The 18173-nt window shown below is 70.4% G+C and carries 17 protein-coding genes; 8 read left to right on the top strand and 9 right to left on the bottom strand.

Annotation, left to right across the window (positions count from 1 at the left end; translation table 11 throughout):
• The first annotated feature begins 64 nt into the window (after nt 1-64).
• Genes D5S19_RS32695 through D5S19_RS00785 form a run of 3 tightly spaced genes read left to right on the top strand, consistent with a single transcriptional unit; the run spans nt 65 to nt 1523 of the window.
• Complete coding sequence (locus tag D5S19_RS32695; protein ID WP_233573637.1) at nt 65-238, top strand: hypothetical protein; 174 nt, start codon at nt 65-67, stop codon at nt 236-238.
• A 53-nt stretch (nt 239-291) separates the two neighbouring features.
• On the top strand, nt 292-726 hold the full coding sequence (locus D5S19_RS00790) for a 2-phosphosulfolactate phosphatase (RefSeq protein WP_233573636.1): 435 nt from the start codon (nt 292-294) through the stop codon (nt 724-726).
• Nucleotides 723-1523: an MBL fold metallo-hydrolase gene (locus D5S19_RS00785; RefSeq protein WP_120021395.1), complete on the top strand. Its 801-nt coding sequence runs from the start codon at nt 723-725 to the stop codon at nt 1521-1523. Before D5S19_RS00790 ends, D5S19_RS00785 begins: the two co-directional genes overlap by 4 nt.
• On the opposite strand, the gene D5S19_RS00780 is transcribed toward D5S19_RS00785, so the two are convergent.
• Complete coding sequence (locus D5S19_RS00780) at nt 1516-2133, bottom strand: mycothiol-dependent nitroreductase Rv2466c family protein (protein WP_120021394.1); 618 nt, start codon at nt 2131-2133, stop codon at nt 1516-1518. The genes D5S19_RS00785 and D5S19_RS00780 overlap by 8 nt on opposite strands.
• A 172-nt stretch (nt 2134-2305) precedes the next feature.
• On the opposite strand from D5S19_RS00780, the gene pepN reads away from it, so the two are divergent.
• Nucleotides 2306-4873, top strand: coding sequence for an aminopeptidase N (gene pepN / locus D5S19_RS00775; protein ID WP_120021464.1), 2568 nt, complete (start codon nt 2306-2308; stop codon nt 4871-4873).
• A gap of 79 nt (nt 4874-4952) precedes the next feature.
• Here pepN and D5S19_RS00770 read toward each other — a convergent pair whose 3' ends face one another.
• The 3 genes from D5S19_RS00770 to D5S19_RS34290 form a co-directional block, all read right to left on the bottom strand.
• Complete coding sequence (locus D5S19_RS00770) at nt 4953-5438, bottom strand: DUF5130 family protein (RefSeq protein ID WP_120021393.1); 486 nt, start codon at nt 5436-5438, stop codon at nt 4953-4955.
• Complete coding sequence (gene ctaJ, locus D5S19_RS00765) at nt 5425-5676, bottom strand: aa3-type cytochrome oxidase subunit CtaJ (protein ID WP_120021392.1); 252 nt, start codon at nt 5674-5676, stop codon at nt 5425-5427. The genes D5S19_RS00770 and ctaJ overlap by 14 nt, the downstream gene beginning before the upstream one ends.
• 896 nt (nt 5677-6572) lie before the next feature.
• Nucleotides 6573-7280 carry an HNH endonuclease gene (locus D5S19_RS34290; RefSeq protein WP_233573635.1) on the bottom strand — a complete coding sequence of 236 codons (708 nt, stop codon included), beginning with the start codon at nt 7278-7280 and terminating at the stop codon, nt 6573-6575.
• A 155-nt stretch (nt 7281-7435) separates the two neighbouring features.
• Between D5S19_RS34290 and D5S19_RS00750 the strand changes: the two genes are divergently transcribed.
• The 4 genes from D5S19_RS00750 to D5S19_RS00735 all read left to right on the top strand — a co-directional run bounded on the left by D5S19_RS00750 (nt 7436) and on the right by D5S19_RS00735 (nt 10849).
• A complete protein-coding gene (locus D5S19_RS00750) occupies nt 7436-8416 on the top strand; it encodes a mechanosensitive ion channel family protein (protein WP_233573634.1) in 981 nt (326 codons plus the stop codon).
• Between the two features lie 35 nt (nt 8417-8451).
• Entirely contained in the window at nt 8452-8841 is a 390-nt protein-coding gene (locus D5S19_RS00745; RefSeq protein WP_120021390.1) for a globin, read from the top strand.
• Nucleotides 8841-10415, top strand: coding sequence for a glycoside hydrolase family 13 protein (locus D5S19_RS00740; protein WP_120021389.1), 1575 nt, complete (start codon nt 8841-8843; stop codon nt 10413-10415). The genes D5S19_RS00745 and D5S19_RS00740 overlap by 1 nt, the downstream gene beginning before the upstream one ends.
• Before the next feature lie 230 nt (nt 10416-10645).
• Nucleotides 10646-10849 carry a cold-shock protein gene (locus D5S19_RS00735; protein WP_098515203.1) on the top strand — a complete coding sequence of 68 codons (204 nt, stop codon included), beginning with the start codon at nt 10646-10648 and terminating at the stop codon, nt 10847-10849.
• Nucleotides 10850-10944: 95 nt separating this feature from the next.
• Here the strand turns inward: D5S19_RS00735 and D5S19_RS00730 are convergent, their stop codons facing one another.
• The 5 genes from D5S19_RS00730 to D5S19_RS00710 all read right to left on the bottom strand — a co-directional run bounded on the left by D5S19_RS00730 (nt 10945) and on the right by D5S19_RS00710 (nt 17891).
• Entirely contained in the window at nt 10945-11376 is a 432-nt protein-coding gene (locus D5S19_RS00730; RefSeq protein ID WP_120021388.1) for a DUF6292 family protein, read from the bottom strand.
• Between the two features lie 165 nt (nt 11377-11541).
• On the bottom strand, nt 11542-11802 hold the full coding sequence (locus D5S19_RS00725) for a hypothetical protein (RefSeq protein WP_120021387.1): 261 nt from the start codon (nt 11800-11802) through the stop codon (nt 11542-11544).
• Nucleotides 11803-11867: 65 nt separating this feature from the next.
• Entirely contained in the window at nt 11868-12506 is a 639-nt protein-coding gene (locus tag D5S19_RS00720; protein WP_098513996.1) for a hypothetical protein, read from the bottom strand.
• On the bottom strand, nt 12499-12921 hold the full coding sequence (locus D5S19_RS00715; protein ID WP_120021386.1) for an acyl-CoA thioesterase: 423 nt from the start codon (nt 12919-12921) through the stop codon (nt 12499-12501). Before D5S19_RS00715 ends, D5S19_RS00720 begins: the two co-directional genes overlap by 8 nt.
• Entirely contained in the window at nt 12918-17891 is a 4974-nt protein-coding gene (locus D5S19_RS00710; RefSeq protein WP_120021385.1) for an NAD-glutamate dehydrogenase, read from the bottom strand. The genes D5S19_RS00715 and D5S19_RS00710 overlap by 4 nt, the downstream gene beginning before the upstream one ends.
• Between the last annotated feature and the right edge of the window lie 282 nt (nt 17892-18173).

Genomic DNA, 18173 nt, shown 5'->3' with positions numbered 1-18173 from the left:
CGAACCAGCCCGGTGCCGCGGTCGGGCTCGAAAGCGGGAGTCACCGCATTGGGGGGACTGCGCCGTGCTCATCATCGTCGACGTGCTTTCCTTCAGCACCACAACAGATCTCGTCGTCGCCCGCGCCACCGGATCCGGCCGATCCGGTGGCGCGACGAACGCGGAGCGGCTGCCGCGCGCGAGGCCGGTGCCGTGCTCGCGGGTGAAGCACAGTGGACGCTCCGGCCGTCTTCTGTGACGGAGATCCCGTCCGGCACACTGCTCGCCCTCCCCTCCCCGAACGGAGCGACATTGTGCGCCACAGCCGCGGAAACCGGCGCGCACGTCCTCGCCGGATGCTTGCGCAACGCGTCAGCGGTCGCGGCGAAAGCAAGCGCCCTGGCTGGAGGCGAGCCGGTCGGCGTGATTCCGGCAGGGGAACGCTGGGGTGTGGATCTCTTCAACCCGGGCGAAGAATTCGGCCCGCTCCGCCCCTGCGTCGAAGATCAGCTGGGCGCAGGCGCGATCGTCGCGGCCCTGGCCGAAGACGGCCGGTCCCTCTCGGCGGAAGCAGCGCTGGCCAAGGCGGCATACTCGGCATCCGACGTGCACGCGGCTCTGCGCACCTGTGTGTCGGGCCGCGAGCTGGCGACCGCGGGACACGGAAACGACGTCACGCTCGCCGCGCAGCTCGACGTCAGTGGCAGCGTGCCCGTTCTGTCCGACGGAGTCTTGGAGGCCCGATGAGCTGGACCGAGGTCGCCGACGGCATTCACGTGCGCCGATACGAGGAGCTGGACCTGACCGTCGGGCTGGTGCTCGGCGGCGAGCGTTGCCTGGTGGTCGACACCCGGGGCGACGTCAACCAAGGCGCCGAGCTGGCCACGGCAGTGCGTGAGCTGACCGCACTGCCGTGGGCCGTGGTCTACACGCACGCGCACTTCGACCATTCCTTCGGCACCGCGCCGTTCCTGCCGTGTGAGGTGTGGGCGCAGGCCGGATGTGTCACCGAACTGGCCGAGCACGGCGACTCCGAACGGCGGAAACGCGCCGCCCAGTACCGCGAAGAAGGCAGACCGGAAATCGCCGACGCCCTCGAACGCACGTCGATCACGCTCCCCGACCATCCGGTCCATGACCACGCGGAACTCGATCTCGGCGGTCGCACTGCCGTGCTACGTCATCCCGGCCCCGGTCACACCGGCCACGACCTGATGGTCCACGTTCCGGACGCCGGGGTCGTCTTCGCCGGGGACCTGGTCGAGCACGGTCCGCACGGCTTCACCGCGGACTCCTTCGGCCCGGACACCCACCTCGCCGCATGGCCCGCCGCGCTGGGCGCACTCCTCGCCCTGGAACCGCGAGTCGTCGTCCCCGGACACGGCGAGCCGGTCGACGCGGCGTTCGTCCGGCAGCACTGCGACGGGCTCCGCATGCTCGCAAGCCTGAAGGCCGCAGGCGTCACGCCTGCCGAGGCGATCGCCGCGTCGCCTTACCCGGCCGACGTCACCCGTGCGGCATTGGCGTCAGCGGGAGTCAACTGAAGTTCAGCTCACCGCTACGGGTGCGCTTGAGTTCGAAAAAGTCCGGGTAGGCGGCCAACGCCACGGCTCCGTCGAAGAGCTTCAGCGCATCCTCGCCCCGCGGGATGGACCCGAGCACCGGGCCGAAGAACGCCACGCCGTTCACGTGGATGGTCGGCGTGCCCACGTCCATGCCCACCGGGTCCATGCCCTCGTGGTGGCTCTTGCGCAGCGCTTCGTCGTATTCGGTGGATTCACCCGCGAAGAACAGCTCCGGCGCGCCGACAGCGTCCAGCGCCTCCTTCAGCACGGCGGTCCGGTCCTTGTTGCCCTGATTGTGATAGCGGGTGCCGAACTCGGTGTAGAAGTCACGCACCGCGTCCTGACCCTTGTGTTCGGCGAGCGCGGTCGCCACACGGACCGGCGCCCAGTTCCCCTTCAGCCGCGCCTTGTACTCCTCCGGCAGCTCATCACGGCCCTCGTTGAGCACGGACAGGCTCATCACCCGGAAGGTCAGGTCCAGTTCGCGGTGCTTCTCCACTTCGAGGATCCAGCGCGAGGTGATCCAGGCGTACGGGCAGATCGGGTCGAAGTAGAAATCCACCTTGACCGGTTGGGACACGACAGTCATCTGTCAGGTACTCCTCGACGAGGTTCGGCCGGAGCCGCGGGGACTGTCCCCGCATCAGGCGGCAACGCCGGGCACCGGCCGGGTTGTTCCCTTCTCGCCCGGCACGCCCCGGCCATGATTGGATGCTCGGCAGTGTGCAAACCGTAACCGGAATCGAAGACCAGAGGTGCCCGTGCCCGCCCCCAACCTGACTCGTGACGAAGCCCTGCAGCGCTCCGGCCTGCTGGCAGTCGCCTCCTACGACATCGAGCTGGACCTGACCGACGGCCACGGCGGTCCCGGGGAGAAGACCTTCCTCTCCACCACCACCGTGCGGTTCTCGGCCGCCCGCCCCGGCGAGTCGTCCTGGATCGACCTCGTCGCCGAGGGCGTCCGCAGCGCGGTGCTCAACGGCACCGCTCTCGACGTCAGCGGTTACACCGAGGAGAACGGCATCGCCCTGCCCGGCCTGGCCGCGGAGAACGAGCTGGTGGTCACCGCGGACTGCCAGTACATGAACACCGGCGAAGGCCTGCACCGCTTCGTCGACCCGGTCGACGACGGGGTGTACCTGTACACCCAGTTCGAGACGGCGGACGCCAAGCGCATGTTCGCCTGCTTCGACCAGCCGGACCTGAAGTCGGTCTACCGGATCACCGTGCACGCCCCGCGCGACTGGAAGATCGTGTCGAACGCGCTCGCCGCGTCCGCCGAGGACACCGCCGAGGGCGGCCGCCGCACCCGGTTCGCCAAGTCCGAGCGGATCTCCACCTACCTGGTGGCGCTGGTGGCCGGCCCGTTCGCGGAATGGCGCGACGAGTTCCGGGACGAACACCGGACGATCCCGCTGGGCCTGTACTGCCGCGCGTCGCTGGCCGAATACCTCGACGCGGAGCGGCTGTTCACCGAGACCAAGCAGGGCTTCGCCTTCTACCACGAGAAGTTCGCCACCCCGTACCCGTTCTCCAAGTACGACCAGCTGTTCGTGCCGGAGTTCAACGCGGGCGCGATGGAGAACGCCGGCGCGGTCACCTTCCTCGAGGACTACGTCTTCCGCAGCCGGGTCACCCGCTACGCCTACGAGCGGCGCGCGGAGACGCTGCTGCACGAGATGGCGCACATGTGGTTCGGCGACCTGGTCACCATGCGCTGGTGGGACGACCTGTGGCTGAACGAGTCGTTCGCGACCTTCGCCAGCGTGTTCTCCCAGGCCGAGGCGACCGAGTACAAGAACGCCTGGACCAGCTTCGCGAACATCGAGAAGTCCTGGGCCTACCGGCAGGACCAGCTGCCCTCCACGCACCCGATCGCGGCCGACATCGTCGATCTGCACGCGGTCGAGGTGAACTTCGACGGCATCACCTACGCCAAGGGCGCCAGCGTGCTCAAGCAGTTGGTCGCCTACGTCGGCATCGAGCACTTCCTCGACGGGCTGAAGGTGTACTTCGGCAAGCACGCCTGGGGCAACGCCACGCTGGCCGATCTGCTGGCCGCGCTGGAAGAGGCGTCCGGGCGCGACCTGTCGTGGTGGAGCGCGGAATGGCTGGAGACCACCGGCCTGAACTCGCTGAGCCCGCGCTACGAGGTCGCCGCGGACGGCACGTTCGCCTCGTTCGCGGTGGTGCAGACCGGCGCCAAGCCCGGGGCCGGCGAGCTGCGCACGCACCGGGTCGCGGTCGGCGTGTACGACGAGGACGGCGAAGGCCGGATCACCCGGATCAACCGGGTGGAGCTGGACGTGTCCGGCGAGCGCACCGAGGTGCCGGAGCTGGCCGGGCAGCCCGCGGGCCGGCTCGTGCTGGTCAACGACGACGACCTGACCTACTGCCGGATGCGGCTCGACCCGGCGTCGCTGACCACGCTGATCGACCGGATCTCCGACATCACCGAACCGCTGCCGCGCACGCTGTGCTGGTCGGCGGCCTGGGAGATGACCCGCGAGGCGGAACTCAAGGCCCGCGACTTCGTCACCCTGGTCACCCGCGGCATCCACGCGGAGAGCGAGGTCGGCGTGGTGCAGCGGCTGCTGCTGCAGGCGCAGACCGCGCTCAACTCGTACGCCGAGCAGAAGTGGGCGGCCGCGGAGGGCTGGCCCGCGCTGTCCGGGCAGCTGCTGGAGCTGGCCCGCACCGCCGAGCCCGGCTCGGATCACCAGCTGGCCTTCGTGAACTCCCTGGCCGGTGCGGTGCTCGACGAGGACACCGTCACCGTGATCGCGGGCTGGCTGGACGGCTCCGCCCCGCTGCCGGGCCTGACCGTGGACACCGATCTGCGCTGGCGTCTGCTGCAAACCCTTGTCGCGCATGGCAAAGCCGACGCCACCGAGATCGACGCCGAGCTGGCTTCGGACGACACCGCGGCCGGCCGCCGCCACGCCGAGCGGAGCCGGGCGCTGCGCCCGACCGCGGAGTCCAAGGCCCGGACCTGGCAGCGGGCGATCTACGACGACGAGATCCCCAACGCGGTCAGCGACGCGCTGATCGCCGGGTTCTCGCACCCCGGCCAGAAGCACCTGCTCGGCGAGTACGTCGCGCGGTACTTCGAGGTGATCGACGACGTGTGGGCGCGCCGGTCCAGCGAGCGCGCGCAGCCGACCGCGGTCGGGCTGTTCCCGTCGTGGGCGGTCGAACCGGCCACGGTGACCGCCGCCGACGCATGGCTCGCGGGCGAGCACCCGGCGGCGCTGCGCCGGCTGGTGTCCGAGGGCCGTGCCGGCATCGTCCGTGCACTCGCCGCCCGAGACTTCGACAGCCAGTCCTGACCCACCCCGGAAAGCTGTGAAGGGGACCTTCACGGACTCTGAGTCCGTGAAGGTCCCCTTCACAACATCTGGAGCAGAGCTAGTGCTTCGGCGCGGGTCCGGCCTGGTCGCTGAGCATGCGGAGGGCGTTGACGAGCCCGCCCACCAGGTCGCCCTCCTTGAAGGAGGCGACCATGCTCGCCACCGCGAGGTTCGCGCCACGGTCCGGAAGCCGCAGGTGCGCGCGCTGCCCGGTGACGATCTCGATCGCCCGCTGGGTCGGCGACACCGCGACGAGCACCGAGTCACGCGGGTCCGCGGTGGACGCGTGCAGCCGCTCCGCCTCGGCACGGGTGTCCTCGGCGAGGTCGCCGAGATAAACGCTGAAAGCGAGCCCGGTCTCCCGGCTCGCGAAGGTCAGCGCCTCGTCGAGACGAGCCAGCTGCTGCACGCTGAACGGGGTGTCCGGCGGAGCAGGCTCGTACATCTTCGCCGCCGACAGGCGCCCGCTGCCGGTGACCACCTCGCCGAACGCGAGGTCCTTCTCCGCCACCCCGACCGGGTGGGTCAGCTCACCACTTGCCACGAGCGCCTCCCGCTGCCGTCGCGGTGCCCGCGGGCACCGCAGTCTCCGCACCGGCACCGTGGGCGGCACCGACGCCCTCCGGATTGCCGGTCCACCACATCGCGGGGTACTCCCACGGCTGACCCGGCCGGTAACGCTGCGTCCCCGAGAACTTCTTCCGCAGGGTGGCCGCGCCGACCACCAGGTAGATGGCCAGGGGGATGACCGCGTAGACCAGGATCGTCTCGACAACGTTCACGCCGGTGAGCGTATCGGATGCCGGTTTCCGGCACCGCGCGGCGCACCCACCGTTCGCCGTCCGGAAAGCGCCGTCCGCCGCTTGGCTCGCCCCCGCTGGCACGTTGGGGCGAAGCCCCGCACGCCGAATGATGGCAACTCACCGTACGGGCGGCCGTACCGGCGCACCTCGCCTTGTCGAAACCCTGAAATGCTCGTAGCTTTTTCACCTGTACGGGCCTTGCGCCCCCTTCATCAGCCCCAGCAGGTCACGCACCGGCCCCAGGAGGCCTCTCATGCAGAGCGTTCAGCCCCCCGCTCAGGCGATCACCGAGACCATTTCGTCACCCAGCGATGTCGCTGCTGTCCCCGGAACGCGTGTCACCTCCGGCACCAGGGTCACGCGGGGTACACGAGTCACCCGCGGAACCCGGGTGACGATGGGGACCAGAGTGACCCGGGGAACCCGCGTTACGAGGGGCACGCGGGTCACGATGGGCACTCGCGTCACCCGGGGCACGCGAGTCACCTGCGGCACGCGCGTGACGATGGGGACACGGGTCACTCGGGGCACCCGCGTCACCATGGGCACGAGGGTCACCCTGGGCACGCGAGTCACGATGGGCACAAGGGTCACCCGCGGCACGCGAGTCACCTCCGGCACCCGCGTCACTATGGGCACAAGGGTCACGATGGGAACCCGCGCCACGATGGGCACGCGAGTCACCATGGGCACCCGCGTCACTTGCCGGAACGACTACACCCTCGCCGCCTGACCCGGCACCCGGCGCGCGGCCTGACCGGCACTTCCGGTCCGGCCGCCGGCGAAGCGGCACTCACCCCGGCAGCCCGAAGGCAGCCGGGGCACCGTGCGGTCCGGACCGGAATCCGCCCGAGCCGGAGCACCGCCGGATCAGCTCACGCGGCGGTCCCCAGGTAGGGCTGCCACAGCGGATCGGCCTCCTTGGAGTGCGCGAGCAGCCGCCAGTGCGGGCCGTGGGGCGCCCGCGGGACGACGCGCAGCCGCCAGCCGATCTCCGAAAGCAGCCGGTCGGCCTTGCGGTGGTTGCACTTCGCGCAGCAGGCCACGCAGTTCGTCCAGCTGTGCGGGCCGCCACGGCTGCGCGGTAGCACATGGTCTATCGTTTCCGCCCGGCCGCCACAGTAGGCGCAGCGGTAGCGGTCACGGTGCATCAGCCCGGCACGGGTCAGCGGAACCTTCGCCCGGTACGGCACCCGCACGTAGGTGCTGAGCCGGATCACCGACGGGACGGGCAGGGACACCGTGGCGGCGTGCAGCTCCACCCCCTCGGGATCGCCGTGCACGACCTCGGCCTTGCCGCACATGACGAGCACCACGGCACGCCGCATGGGCACCGCGGTGAGCGGTTCGAAGGTCGCGTTCAGCAGCAGGACGCGACGACGGCCCCAGGCCGGGGCCGCGGGCTCGGCAGCTCTACGCTGTCCGGGCGGACGGGACACTCCCCCTGGCCGGTTCCCCGGCCCGGACGGGACCGCTCCGCCGGATGCGGAACCTCCCGGGCGGGCACGCAGGAACGCCTCCGGCGGCATACCGGCCATGGCTTGGCCGCTGCCGCCGAGGGGGATGGGTTGTCGGTCTGGCACTCGACCACCTCCACCGGTGCAGGCATAGTCGACCACACATCAGGCCCCCCGCGCACGTGTGTTCCGTGACGTGTCACGCATCCGCGACCCGCCGGCCACCCGGCGGCCGCCGGCGAAAGAAGCCGGAAAACGCGACGAAAGGACTGCTTCCGCCCGTGAATGCCGTGCTCAGTGCTTCCCCGCCGCCCTGCATCTCCGACCCGAGCACCTTTTGTTTCCAGGTCTACTCGGTCACCGGCAACGAGTGGCTCGCCGGTTCCGCGGGCTGGCTCGTCACGAAACCGCTGCGGATCATCCTGATCGTCGTCATCGCCTTCCTGGTGCGCTATCTCACACGCCGGATGATCGACCGGGTCACCCGCCTGCCTTCGGGCAACGGCAGGCTGCCGGCCCTGCTGCGCCCGCTGCGGGAACGCGCCCCGGAGATGCTCGGCGCAGCGGTGCTCGAACGCCGCCGCCAGCGGGCCAAGACGATCGGCTCGGTGCTCAAGTCGATGGCCACGCTGATCATCTACGGCACGGCGTTCTGCCTCGTCGTGGGCGAACTCGGCTACGACCTGGCCCCGCTGATCGCGTCCGCGGGCATCGTCGGGGTCGCCCTCGGGTTCGGCGCGCAGAACCTGGTCAAGGACTTCCTGTCCGGGATCTTCATGATGATCGAGGACCAGTACGGCGTGGGCGACGTGGTGGACATCGGCGAAGCGACCGGCACGGTCGAGGCGGTCGGCCTGCGCATCACCACCCTGCGCGACCTGCAGGGCACCGTCTGGTACGTGCGCAACGGCGAGGTGCTGCGGGTCGGGAACTCCAGCCAGGGCTTCGCGGTCGCGGTGGTCGACGTGCCGCTGGGGTATTCCGCCGACGTGGACCGCGCCTCGGACGTGCTCGCCGTAGCCGCGACCAAGGCGGCCGAGAGCGAGGCCCTCGCCGCGCTCGTGCTGGAGCCGCCCGAGATGCTCGGGGTGGAAAAAGTCACCCCGGAGAGCATTCAGCTGCGGCTGATCGTGAAGGTGCGGCCGGGCAAGCAGTGGGCCGTGCAGCGGGCGTTGCGCGGGCAGCTGCTCAGGGCTTTGGAGGACGCCGGTTTCGAGCCGCCGCTCGGCCGGTTCCTGTCCTCCCCGTCGGTCGACAAGTGACCGGTTCGGCAAGGCAAGATGGAAGGGTGTCGACTGTGAGTGACCCGGAACCGGCGAACCTGTACGAGGCGGTCGGCGGCGAGCCGACCTTCCGGCGGATCGTCGCGCGGTTCTACCAGGAGGTCGCGCGGGACGAGATCCTGCGCCCGCTGTACCCGGAGGAGGATCTCGGCCCGGCCGAGGAGCGCTTCCGGCTGTTCCTCATCCAATACTGGGGCGGCCCGCACACCTACTCCGACCAGCGTGGCCATCCGCGGCTGCGGATGCGGCACGCGCCGTTCAAGATCGGCCCGATCGAACGCGACGCCTGGCTGCGCGCGATCCGGATCGCGGTGGACGGGGAGAACCTGCCCGAGCCCTACCGTGAGCAGCTGTGGGCGTACCTGGAAATGGCGGCGCACAGCATGATGAACAGCTTCGTCTGATGGCCGCGGCACCGCATGCGTCCTGGTGGTCCGACGCGGTCTTCTACCAGGTCTACCTCCGCTCGTTCGCGGATTCCGACGCCGACGGGATCGGTGATCTGGAAGGGCTGCGCCGCCGGCTGGGCTACCTGGAGCAGCTGGGCGTGGACGCGCTGTGGCTCACACCGTTCTACCGGTCCCCGATGGCCGACCACGGCTACGACGTGGCCGATCCCCGGGACGTGGACCCGATGTTCGGCACACTGGGCGATTTCGACGAGCTGCTCGCCGACGCCCACCAGCGGGGTATCCGGGTCACCGTGGACGTGGTGCCCAACCACACCAGCAACCAGCACGCCTGGTTCAAGTCCGCGATGGCCGCCGCCCCCGGCAGCCGGGAGCGGGCCCGCTACCTCTTCCGCGACGGCCGCGGCCCGGACGGCGCCGAACCGCCCAACAACTGGGTCAGCGTGTTCGGCGGCCCGGCCTGGACCCGGGTCCCGGACGGCCAGTGGTACCTGCACCTGTTCACCCCACAGCAGCCGGACCTGAACTGGGACGACGCCGAGGTGCGCTACGACCTCGAACGCACCCTGCGGTTCTGGCTGGACCGCGGCGTGGACGGGTTCCGCTTCGACGTGGCGCACGGGATGGCGAAGGCGCCGGGCCTGCCGGACATGGACCCGCACGCGGCCGAGGAGTACGGGACCAGCGAGCAGGGCAAGGCCTACGACCCGCGATTCGACGACGACGGGGTGCACGACGTGCACCGGATGATCCGGAAGGTGCTCGACGAGTACCCGGGCACCATGTCGGTCGGCGAGATCTGGGTGTCCGACGAGGAGCGGCTGGCCCGCTACCTGCGCCCGGACGAGCTGCACCTGGCGTTCAACTTCCGCCTGGTGCTCACCCATTTCGACGCGGACGCTCTGCGCACCGCGATCGAGCGGTCGCTGGCCGTGCCGCGGGCCGCGGGCGCGGACGCCACCTGGACGCTGTCCAACCACGACGTGTCGCGCACGGTGAGCCGCTACGGCGGCGGCGCGGCGGGCCTGCGCCGGGCGCGGGCGATGGCGCTGGTGGAGCTGGCCCTCCCGGGCGCGGTGTACCTGTACAACGGTGAAGAGCTGGGCCTGCCGGACGCGGACCTGCCGGCGAGCGCGCTCACCGACCCGTGGGCCCGCACGCTGAGCCCGGAGTACGGCCGCGACCCCGAACGGGTGCCGATGCCGTGGGACGGCGACCTGCCGCCGTTCGGGTTCTCCCGCAACCCGCGCACCTGGCTGCCGACCCCGCCGGACTGGGCCGGGCTGACCGTGCAGCGGCAGCTCGCGGATCCGGAGTCCACGCTGGCGCTGTACCGGCAGGCGATCGAGCTGCGCCGGACGCACCCGGCCCTGCACGCGGGCGACGAACTCGAATGGTACGGCGCGCCGGCGGGCTGCTTCGCCTTCCGCCGGGGCCGCGGCGGGCTGATCTGCGCGCTGAACACCTCGGCCAGCTCCATCGCGCTGCCGCCCGGGGAGGTGCTGCTCAGCAGCAGTCCCCTGGTGCAGGGCAGGCTGCCCCCGGACGCCGCGGCCTGGCTGGTCTGAGCCATCCGGATGATGTCCACTGTGGACCAAAAGTCGCCCTGGTGCGGCCGCGGCGGGCATGCTTTACTGACCGCGGTCATGTTTTGTGTTCGTGCGGCGGGCCCTCCCGCCACCACGCTCGCAAGATGCAGCGGGCGTAGTGATTCTCCGCGAGCGGAAGATCAAACCGTCGGTGTCCGACCCCGATGCCGAAGCGGTATCGCGAGTTTTTCCGTGTACTGGAGTGGAACATGACGCAAGGCACCGTGAAGTGGTTCAACGCCGAAAAGGGCTTCGGGTTCATCAGCCCGGACGACGGCGGGGCCGACGTATTCGTGCACTACTCGGAGATCCAGGGCAACGGCTTCCGCAGCCTGGAGGAGAACGCCCGGGTGGAGTTCGAGGTCGGCCAGGGCCAGAAGGGGCCGCAGGCCACCGGGGTCAGCGTCATCTGACGCGGATTTCGCGGTAGGACAAGGTTTTTCCGATGGGGCCGGTGCCTGGCGCACCGGCCCCATCGTCCATCCGGGACCGCCTCGGACCGGATCGGTCAGGCCAATCTGCGCCGTCTCGGCTCACCGTGGTCCCGCATCGGCTGGGGCGGGATACGGGGGCCGGCATCGGCTGGTGTGGTCAGTAACGCGGCCACGAACCGACGGACCAGGTCCGGTTCCGGGGTCACGTCCCCGTCCAGGCGGGCCACCAGCACCGCCGGTTCGCCGGGCGCGGTCTCCACCGACACCGCCCAGCCCTGGCGGGCGTTCCACAGCAACATCAAGTCCTGCCCCGGAAATTCCGGTGCGCGGCCGTTCAATGCCACGTACGCGGTGACCGTGTCGGAGACCTCGCACGAGGTGCACTCCACCGACACTCCCACGGCCGCGGCGACTTCGCGCACGTAGGCGACCAGCTCCCGGCGCAGCGAATGCGGATCGTCCGCGGCGGGCAGGGACATCGGACGCTCAGGACCGGAACGCAGCATGGTTCTCCTCTTCCGCCGCCGGGTTCCGCTCCGCGGCCGGGCCAAAGCCCGTGCCACGACCCGCGCCGTGGGAGGAGAACCGGCGGACACGGTGATCGGGTACGCCGAACGAACATCCGGCTGATGAACCGGCTCCGACTCTACCCCCCGGGGCAAGCGAACGGCTCAGCCTTGCGCGCCGCTGTCCGAATCCCCGTCATTTGCCGCATCCGCCACCGACATCGCCACCCACGCGGCGAACAACCCGGCCTGCACGTACGGTGCGGCTTCCCCGACCGCACGCACCACCTGCCGGGCACGCCCCTCAGGCCGCTCCGGTGTCTGCGGTCCCGGGACTTCGGCCGGGCGATCGGTGCGCCACGGCGTCTCCCCCGGCCGTACCTCGGCGAGGAAGTCCGCCGTCGGGTCACCGTCGGAATCGCTCATGCCCCACACCCTGACACCGCGGGCCGCCGCTCGCAGGCATATTCCGCGAATCCCGGGGAAACGGGTCAGAACAGCAACGGCAGCAGCGCCTGCCGCCGCCGGAGCACGGCGCCGTAGCGGGCGTCGAGGCGGAGCCAGGAATCGGTGGCGGATACGCGGACCACATCGCCGTCCACCGACGAGTCGAACAGGCCCATCCCGGACAGCGCGAACAAGCAGCGCATCTGGACCTTCACTTCGAGGTCTCCGCCGGTGACGGTGAGCACCGCCTGGTCCATCAGAGAAGCGGGCGGGGTGCCGTGTGGGCCGGCGTTGTCGCGGGCGAGCGCGACCCCGCGGTCGGACAGCTCGGACACCACGCCGACCGGCAGCTCGTCCACCAGCCGCCACCGGCCGCTCGGCGGCAACTCGCCGTGCCACAGCAGATCACGTGCCGGGCCGGGATCCATCACCTCGCCGCCGGCCACGGTGAGCGCGGCCAGCAGCTCGTTGCCCGACACCGTGACGTCGGCCGGGGTGACGGTCCCCGCCACCGCGCGGGTGGCGAGGACCTCGAACGGCGTGGCCGTCCACGCTTCCACGATCTCTTCCCCGGCACGGCGGCGCAGCCGGACCGCGGTGGTCCCGTCCAGCCGGACCGCGCGGGCCACGAACGCGCCCAGCGTCTCCCGGTCGGCGGGATCCGGGATCCGCAGTTCAGGCACCCGCGAACACCCGCTTGAGGAACTCGCCCTCCGCCTCGCTGAGCCGCCGGGGCCGCAGCTTGACGGTGTCATACGGCGCGAGCACGGTCTCCGCGGTGACGGCGACGGGATCGGTCTCGTCCGGACCGCCGTGCACCCGGTAACCGAGGGTCACCGTGGAAGCCTTCAGCTCGGTGAGCTCCATCTCCACGCGCACCGAGCCTTCGGGCCTCGCGACGATCGGCGCACGGTAGTGCACCGCGAGCTTCACGACCACGACGCCCTTCGGCAGCTCGGTGAGACCTTCCTTCACCGCTTCGCCGAACAGCACCGGAACCCGGGCCTCTTCGAGCAACGTCACCACATTCGCGTGGTTGACGTGCCCGTAGAGGTCCATATCCGACCACCTCGGACGGACGTGGCTGACGTAGGTCACCGCACAGTGCTCCGGATCTGTCGCGCGGCCACGGACAGCGTCGCGAGGTCGAGCCGCCCGGAGCGGGTGATCTCGTCCAGCGCCACGCGCGCCCGCGAAAGCCGCGAAGCGTTGGCTTTCTCCCACTGCGCGATCTGCTCGTCGACGGAACGGTCCTGATCACTCTGCCGCAACGCATCGAGCGTGATCGCGCTCAACGAACCGTACACGTCGTCGCGCAGCGAGAGCCGCGCGAGGGCGTGCCAGCGGTTGCCGCGCTCCAGCTTGCTGATCTCGGTGAGCATCCGGTCCACGCCAAGGTGATCCGACAACGCGTAGTACAGCCCCGCGGTGTCCGCCGGCGTGTGCGTGGCGTCCAGGCCGACCTGCTGTTCGGCCAGCTCGGCGACCTCGACCACGTCGAGCAGGCCGTAGCTGTGCAGCAACAGCGCGACCCGGCGGGCCAGATCCGCGGGCACCCCGTCCTTGACGTAGGCGGCCGCGTCCTCCTCCACCGACTCCAGCTCGACCCCGCGCAGCAACCCGCCCAGCTTCGGGCCGAGTTCGGCGAGCACCGGGCCGAACCGGGTGATCTCGGCCAGCGGCGCGAGCGGCTGCGGGCGGTTGGTGAGGAACCAGCGGGCGGCCCGGTCCAGCAGCCGCCGGGTCTCCAGCACCATCCGGTCCGCCACCTCGGTGGGCACCAGGTTGTCCAGCTCCGCGATCTCGACCCAGAGTTTCGGCAGGTCGTAGACGTGGGTGACCACGGCGTAGGCGCGCACCGCGTCGGTCGCGGTCGCGTTCATCTCCTCCATCAGCCGGAAGACGAACGAGATGCCGCCGCCGTCGACCAGTTCGTTGGTCACCAGCGTGGTGATGATCTGCCGGCGCAGCGGGTGCTGCGCGATCGCCTCGGCGAACCGTTCCCGCAGCGGCGCCGGGAAGTACTCCGGCAACCGCCGGGCGAACACCTCCGATTCGGGCAGGTCGGACTCCAGCAGCTCGTCCTTGAGGTCGAGCTTCACGTGCGCCAGCAGCGTGGCCAGCTCCGGCGAGCTGAGCCCGTCCCCGGCCTTCTCCAGCGCGCGGAACTGCGAGGTGGTCGGCAGCGCCTCCAGCCTGCGGTCGAACGCGCCCTTGGCCACCAGCGCGGAGACCTGCCGCGCGTGCACCGAGACCATCGGCACGGCGTGCGCCCGGCTGACCCCGAGCACCGCGTTCTGCCGGTAGTTGTCCGCGAGCACCAGCGCACCGACCTCGTCGGTCATCTCGCCGAGCAGCTCGTCGCGCCCGGTACGGGCCAGCCTGCCGCTCGCCACCAGATGATCGAGCAGGATCTTGATGTTGACCTCGTGATCGGAGCAGTCCACCCCGGCCGAGTTGTCCAGCGCGTCGGTGTTGATCTTGCCGCCGGTGCGGGCGAACTCGATCCGGCCGAGCTGGGTCAGGCCGAGGTTGCCGCCCTCGCCGACCACCTTGACCCGCAGCTGATCGCCGTTGACCCGGATGGCGTCGTTGGCCTTGTCCCCGGCGTCGGCGTTGCTCTCCGAGCCCGCCTTCACGTAGGTGCCGATCCCGCCGTTCCACAGCAGTTCCACCGGCGCCAGCAGGATCGCCTGGATCAGGTCCATCGGCGCGAGCCGGGTGACGCCCTCGGCCAGCCCGAGCGCGGCCCGCACCTGCGGGCTGACCGGGATGGTCTTCGCCGAGCGCGGGTAGATCCCGCCGCCCTCGCTGATCAGCGAGCGGTCGTAGTCGTCCCACGAGGAGCGGGGCAGGTCGAACAGCCGGCGCCGCTCGGCGAACGAACTCGCCGCGTCCGGCTCCGGGTCGAGGAAGACGTGCATGTGGTTGAAAGCGGCGACCAGCCGGATGTGCTCGGACAGCAGCATCCCGTTCCCGAAGACGTCGCCCATCATGTCGCCGATGCCGACCACGGTGAAGTCCTCGGTCTGGGTGTCCTTGCCCAACTCGCGGAAGTGCCGCTTGACGCTCTCCCACGCGCCTTTGGCCGTGATGCCCATGGCCTTGTGGTCGTAACCGACCGAGCCGCCGGAGGCGAAGGCGTCGCCGAGCCAGAAGCCGTACTGCGCGGAGACCTCGTTGGCGATGTCGGAGAACTTCGCGGTGCCCTTGTCCGCGGCGACCACGAGGTAGCTGTCGTCCGCGTCGTGGCGCACCACGCTCGGAGCCGCGACGGTGGCGCCCTCGACCCGGTTGTCGGTCAGGTCCAGCAGACCGGAGATGAACATGCGGTAGCAGGCGATGCCCTCGTTCAGCTGTGCCTCGCGGTCGATCCCGGCGTCGCCGGTCGGCGACGGCGGCCGCTTCACCACGAAGCCGCCCTTGGCCCCCACCGGCACGATCACCGCGTTCTTCACGGCTTGTGCCTTGACCAGGCCGAGGATCTCGGTGCGGAAGTCCTCCCGCCGGTCCGACCAGCGCAGCCCGCCGCGGGCGACCGGGCCGAAGCGCAGGTGCACACCCTCGACGCGGGGCGAGTACACGAAGATCTCGAACTTCGGGTGCGGCTCCGGCAGATCCGGCACCGCACTCGGATCAAGCTTGAGGGCCAGGAACGCGCGCGGGTTCCCACCGGAGTCACGCACGTGGTAGTTCGTCCGCAGGGTAGCGTTGACCACCGCGGTCATCCTGCGCAGGATGCGGTCCTCGTCCAGGCTGGTGACCTCGTCGATCATCGCGGAGATCTCCGCGGCCAGCGTCTCCTCGCGGGTCGCACGGTCCACATCGGACAGTTGCGGGTCGAAGCGGGTCTCGAACAGGCGCAGCAGTTTCGTGGCCACCTGGGTGTGCTTGACCACGGTGTTCTGGATGTAGGACTGGGAAAACGGGCTGCGGGCCTGCTGCAGGTACCGCGAATAGGCGCGCAGCACGGCCACCTGCCGCCAGCTCAGCCCGGCCCGCAGCACGAGCGCGTTGAGCCCGTCGACCTCCGCGTCGCCGTGCCAGGAGGCGTGGAACGCCTGCTGGAAACGGTCGCGCAGCTCGCCCAACGCCGTGCTGTCGGTCTTTTCCAGGCCCTTCGAGTCGATGCGCAAGCCGAAGTCGTAGATCCAGCTCGCGCCGCCATCCTCGCGGAACAGCTCGTACGGCCGCTCGTCGACCACCTCGACGCCCATCGCCTGCAGCACCGGCAGCACCTTGGACAGGGTGACGCCCTCACCGCGCAGGTAGAGCTTGAACCGCCGCTCTCCCGGCTCGGCGTCGTCGGGCAGGTAGAACGACTGGGCGAGATCGCCTTCCTCGGCCAGCGTGTCCAGCTTCCGGAGGTCGGCCAGCGCGTCCTCCGCGCCGAAGTCCTCCTTGTAGGCCTCCGGGAACACCTGGGCGAAGCGCTGGCCCTGCTCGACCGCGGACTCCTCGGCGACCGCGCCGCCCGCGCCCGGCCGCTCGCGGCGCTCGGCGAGAATCGCCTCCGCCAGCCGGTCCTCCCAGCTGCGCACGACCGTGTTGAGCTGCTCCTGGATGTGCAGGACGTCCGGCTCGATCCGGTTCGCCGGATCGGTGTGCACGATGAAATGCACCTGGGCGAACAGGGTCTCGCCGATCCGCGCGCTGTACTCGAGCTGGACGCCCTCCAGCTCCTTCAGCAGCACGTCCTGCATGGCCAGCCGGGTCTTCGTGGTGTAGCGGTCGCCGGGCAGGTAGACCAGGCAGGAGAAGAACCGGCCGTAGGGGTCGCGGCGCAGGAACAGCCGCAGCCGCCGCCGGTCCGACAGCGTGATCGCGCCGGTCGTGGTGGCATACAGCGAATCCGAGTCGGCGGAGAACAGGTCGGCGCGCGGCCAGTTCTGCAGCACCTCCAGCATCCGCTGACCGGAGAAGGACTCCATCGGGAAACCGGCGCGGTGGATCACCTCGCGCACCCGCTTGCCCACCACCGGGATGTCGAGCACGTTCTCGTGCAGCGCGATGGTGGTGAACATGCCGAGGAACCGGTGCTCGCCGGTCACCCGGCCCTGGTCGTCGAACGTCTTCACGCCGACGTAGTACGGGTACACCGGGCGGTGCACGGTGCTCGGCGCGCTCGCCGGGGTAAGCACCAGCAGGGTCGGCGCGAGCCCGTCGACCGAGCTGTCCGGCCCGGCGGTGAGGCTGCGCGCGGCGAGGCTGTCCTGGCGCAGCACACCGAGACCCGACGCGAGCACCGCGCGCAACGCCGGCTCGTCCGTGTCCGAATGCGGGTTGTCGACCAGCTCGTAGCGGCGGTAGCCGAGGAAGGTGAAGTGGCCGTCGGCGAGCCAGCGCAGCAACCGGGCGCCTTCGTCGATCTCGCTTGCGGGCAGCTTCGGCGGGTTCTGCTCCAGCTCGCCGGCGAGCGCACAGGCCGTCTGGCCCATCTTGTCCGCGTCCTCGACGACCTCACGCACGTCACCCAGCACCGAAGCCAGCCGGTTGTCCAGCTCACGCGCCCGATTCGGGTCGGTCACCAGGTCGATCTCGGCGTACATCCAGGATTCCGCCGCCGCACCCGCGGGCGGGTCGCCCGGGTCGGCGTCCAGATGCAGCCCCTCCAGCTCACCCGTCAGCCCACGGCTGACCACGACGATCGGGTGCACGATCCGGTGCACCTGCACGCCGTCGCGGGCGAATTCCGCGGTGATGCTGTCCACCAGGTACGGCATGTCGTCCGTGACCACCTGCACGACGGTGGCCTCCCGGGTCCAGCCGTCTTCGGCGGTGGTCGGGTTGAGCAGCCGTACCGCGGGCCGCCCCGGCATCCGCTGCCCCGCCAGCTGCAGATGCGACCGCACCGCACCGACCAGCGCGACCGGATCGTCGCCGACGATCTCGTCGGCCGGAATGTGCCGATAGTAAAGGCGGATCAACTCTGCGATCTCGGGCGCGCGCGCCGCGGCGGCCTCGACCAGTTCGTCCCGGATCTGCTCCGGGCTGGTGGTACCGCTTGGCGCGCCGGCGTCCGTGCCGACGTCGGTTCCGGACAGGGACGAGGCTCCCGTCGAGCTCATTGAGCAACTCTCCAGTGTGCGAGATCGAGACGCGTCCGTCACCACAACGTGCCGGACGCCCCCACCCTAATCGGCCCGCCACCGGGCCCGTACGGCGCGGGGAAAGACTTAAGGTTCCCGCTATTGCGTTGCCCCGCAGGGTTTGCGCGTGATCGGTTCAGCTACCCGCCGGTCGCTTCGCGGTGCCCCGCCGGGAAACCCCCGGCACCGGCCCGCCACCGCGGTCACGGGCGCCGCGGGCACCTTTCGGAATCGGTTCAGAAGTCTCGGCTCGAACGTCTC

The organism is Amycolatopsis panacis, from assembly GCF_003600245.1.
Taxonomy (GTDB): domain Bacteria; phylum Actinomycetota; class Actinomycetes; order Mycobacteriales; family Pseudonocardiaceae; genus Amycolatopsis; species Amycolatopsis sulphurea.
This window is presented reverse-complemented; position numbering and strand designations above follow the sequence as displayed.

Excerpts from the sequence above, each read along its gene's own strand:
- D5S19_RS00785 (WP_120021395.1), top strand. The coding sequence starts at position 723 with ATGAGCTGGACCGAGGTCGCCGACGGCATTCACGTGCGCCGATACGAG.
- D5S19_RS00780 (WP_120021394.1), bottom strand. The coding sequence starts at position 2,133 with ATGACTGTCGTGTCCCAACCGGTCAAGGTGGATTTCTACTTCGACCCG.
- D5S19_RS00740 (WP_120021389.1), top strand. The coding sequence starts at position 8,841 with ATGGCCGCGGCACCGCATGCGTCCTGGTGGTCCGACGCGGTCTTCTAC.
- D5S19_RS00735 (WP_098515203.1), top strand. The coding sequence starts at position 10,646 with ATGACGCAAGGCACCGTGAAGTGGTTCAACGCCGAAAAGGGCTTCGGG.
- D5S19_RS00730 (WP_120021388.1), bottom strand. The coding sequence starts at position 11,376 with ATGCTGCGTTCCGGTCCTGAGCGTCCGATGTCCCTGCCCGCCGCGGAC.
- D5S19_RS00725 (WP_120021387.1), bottom strand. The coding sequence starts at position 11,802 with ATGAGCGATTCCGACGGTGACCCGACGGCGGACTTCCTCGCCGAGGTA.
- D5S19_RS00710 (WP_120021385.1), bottom strand. The coding sequence starts at position 17,891 with ATGAGCTCGACGGGAGCCTCGTCCCTGTCCGGAACCGACGTCGGCACG.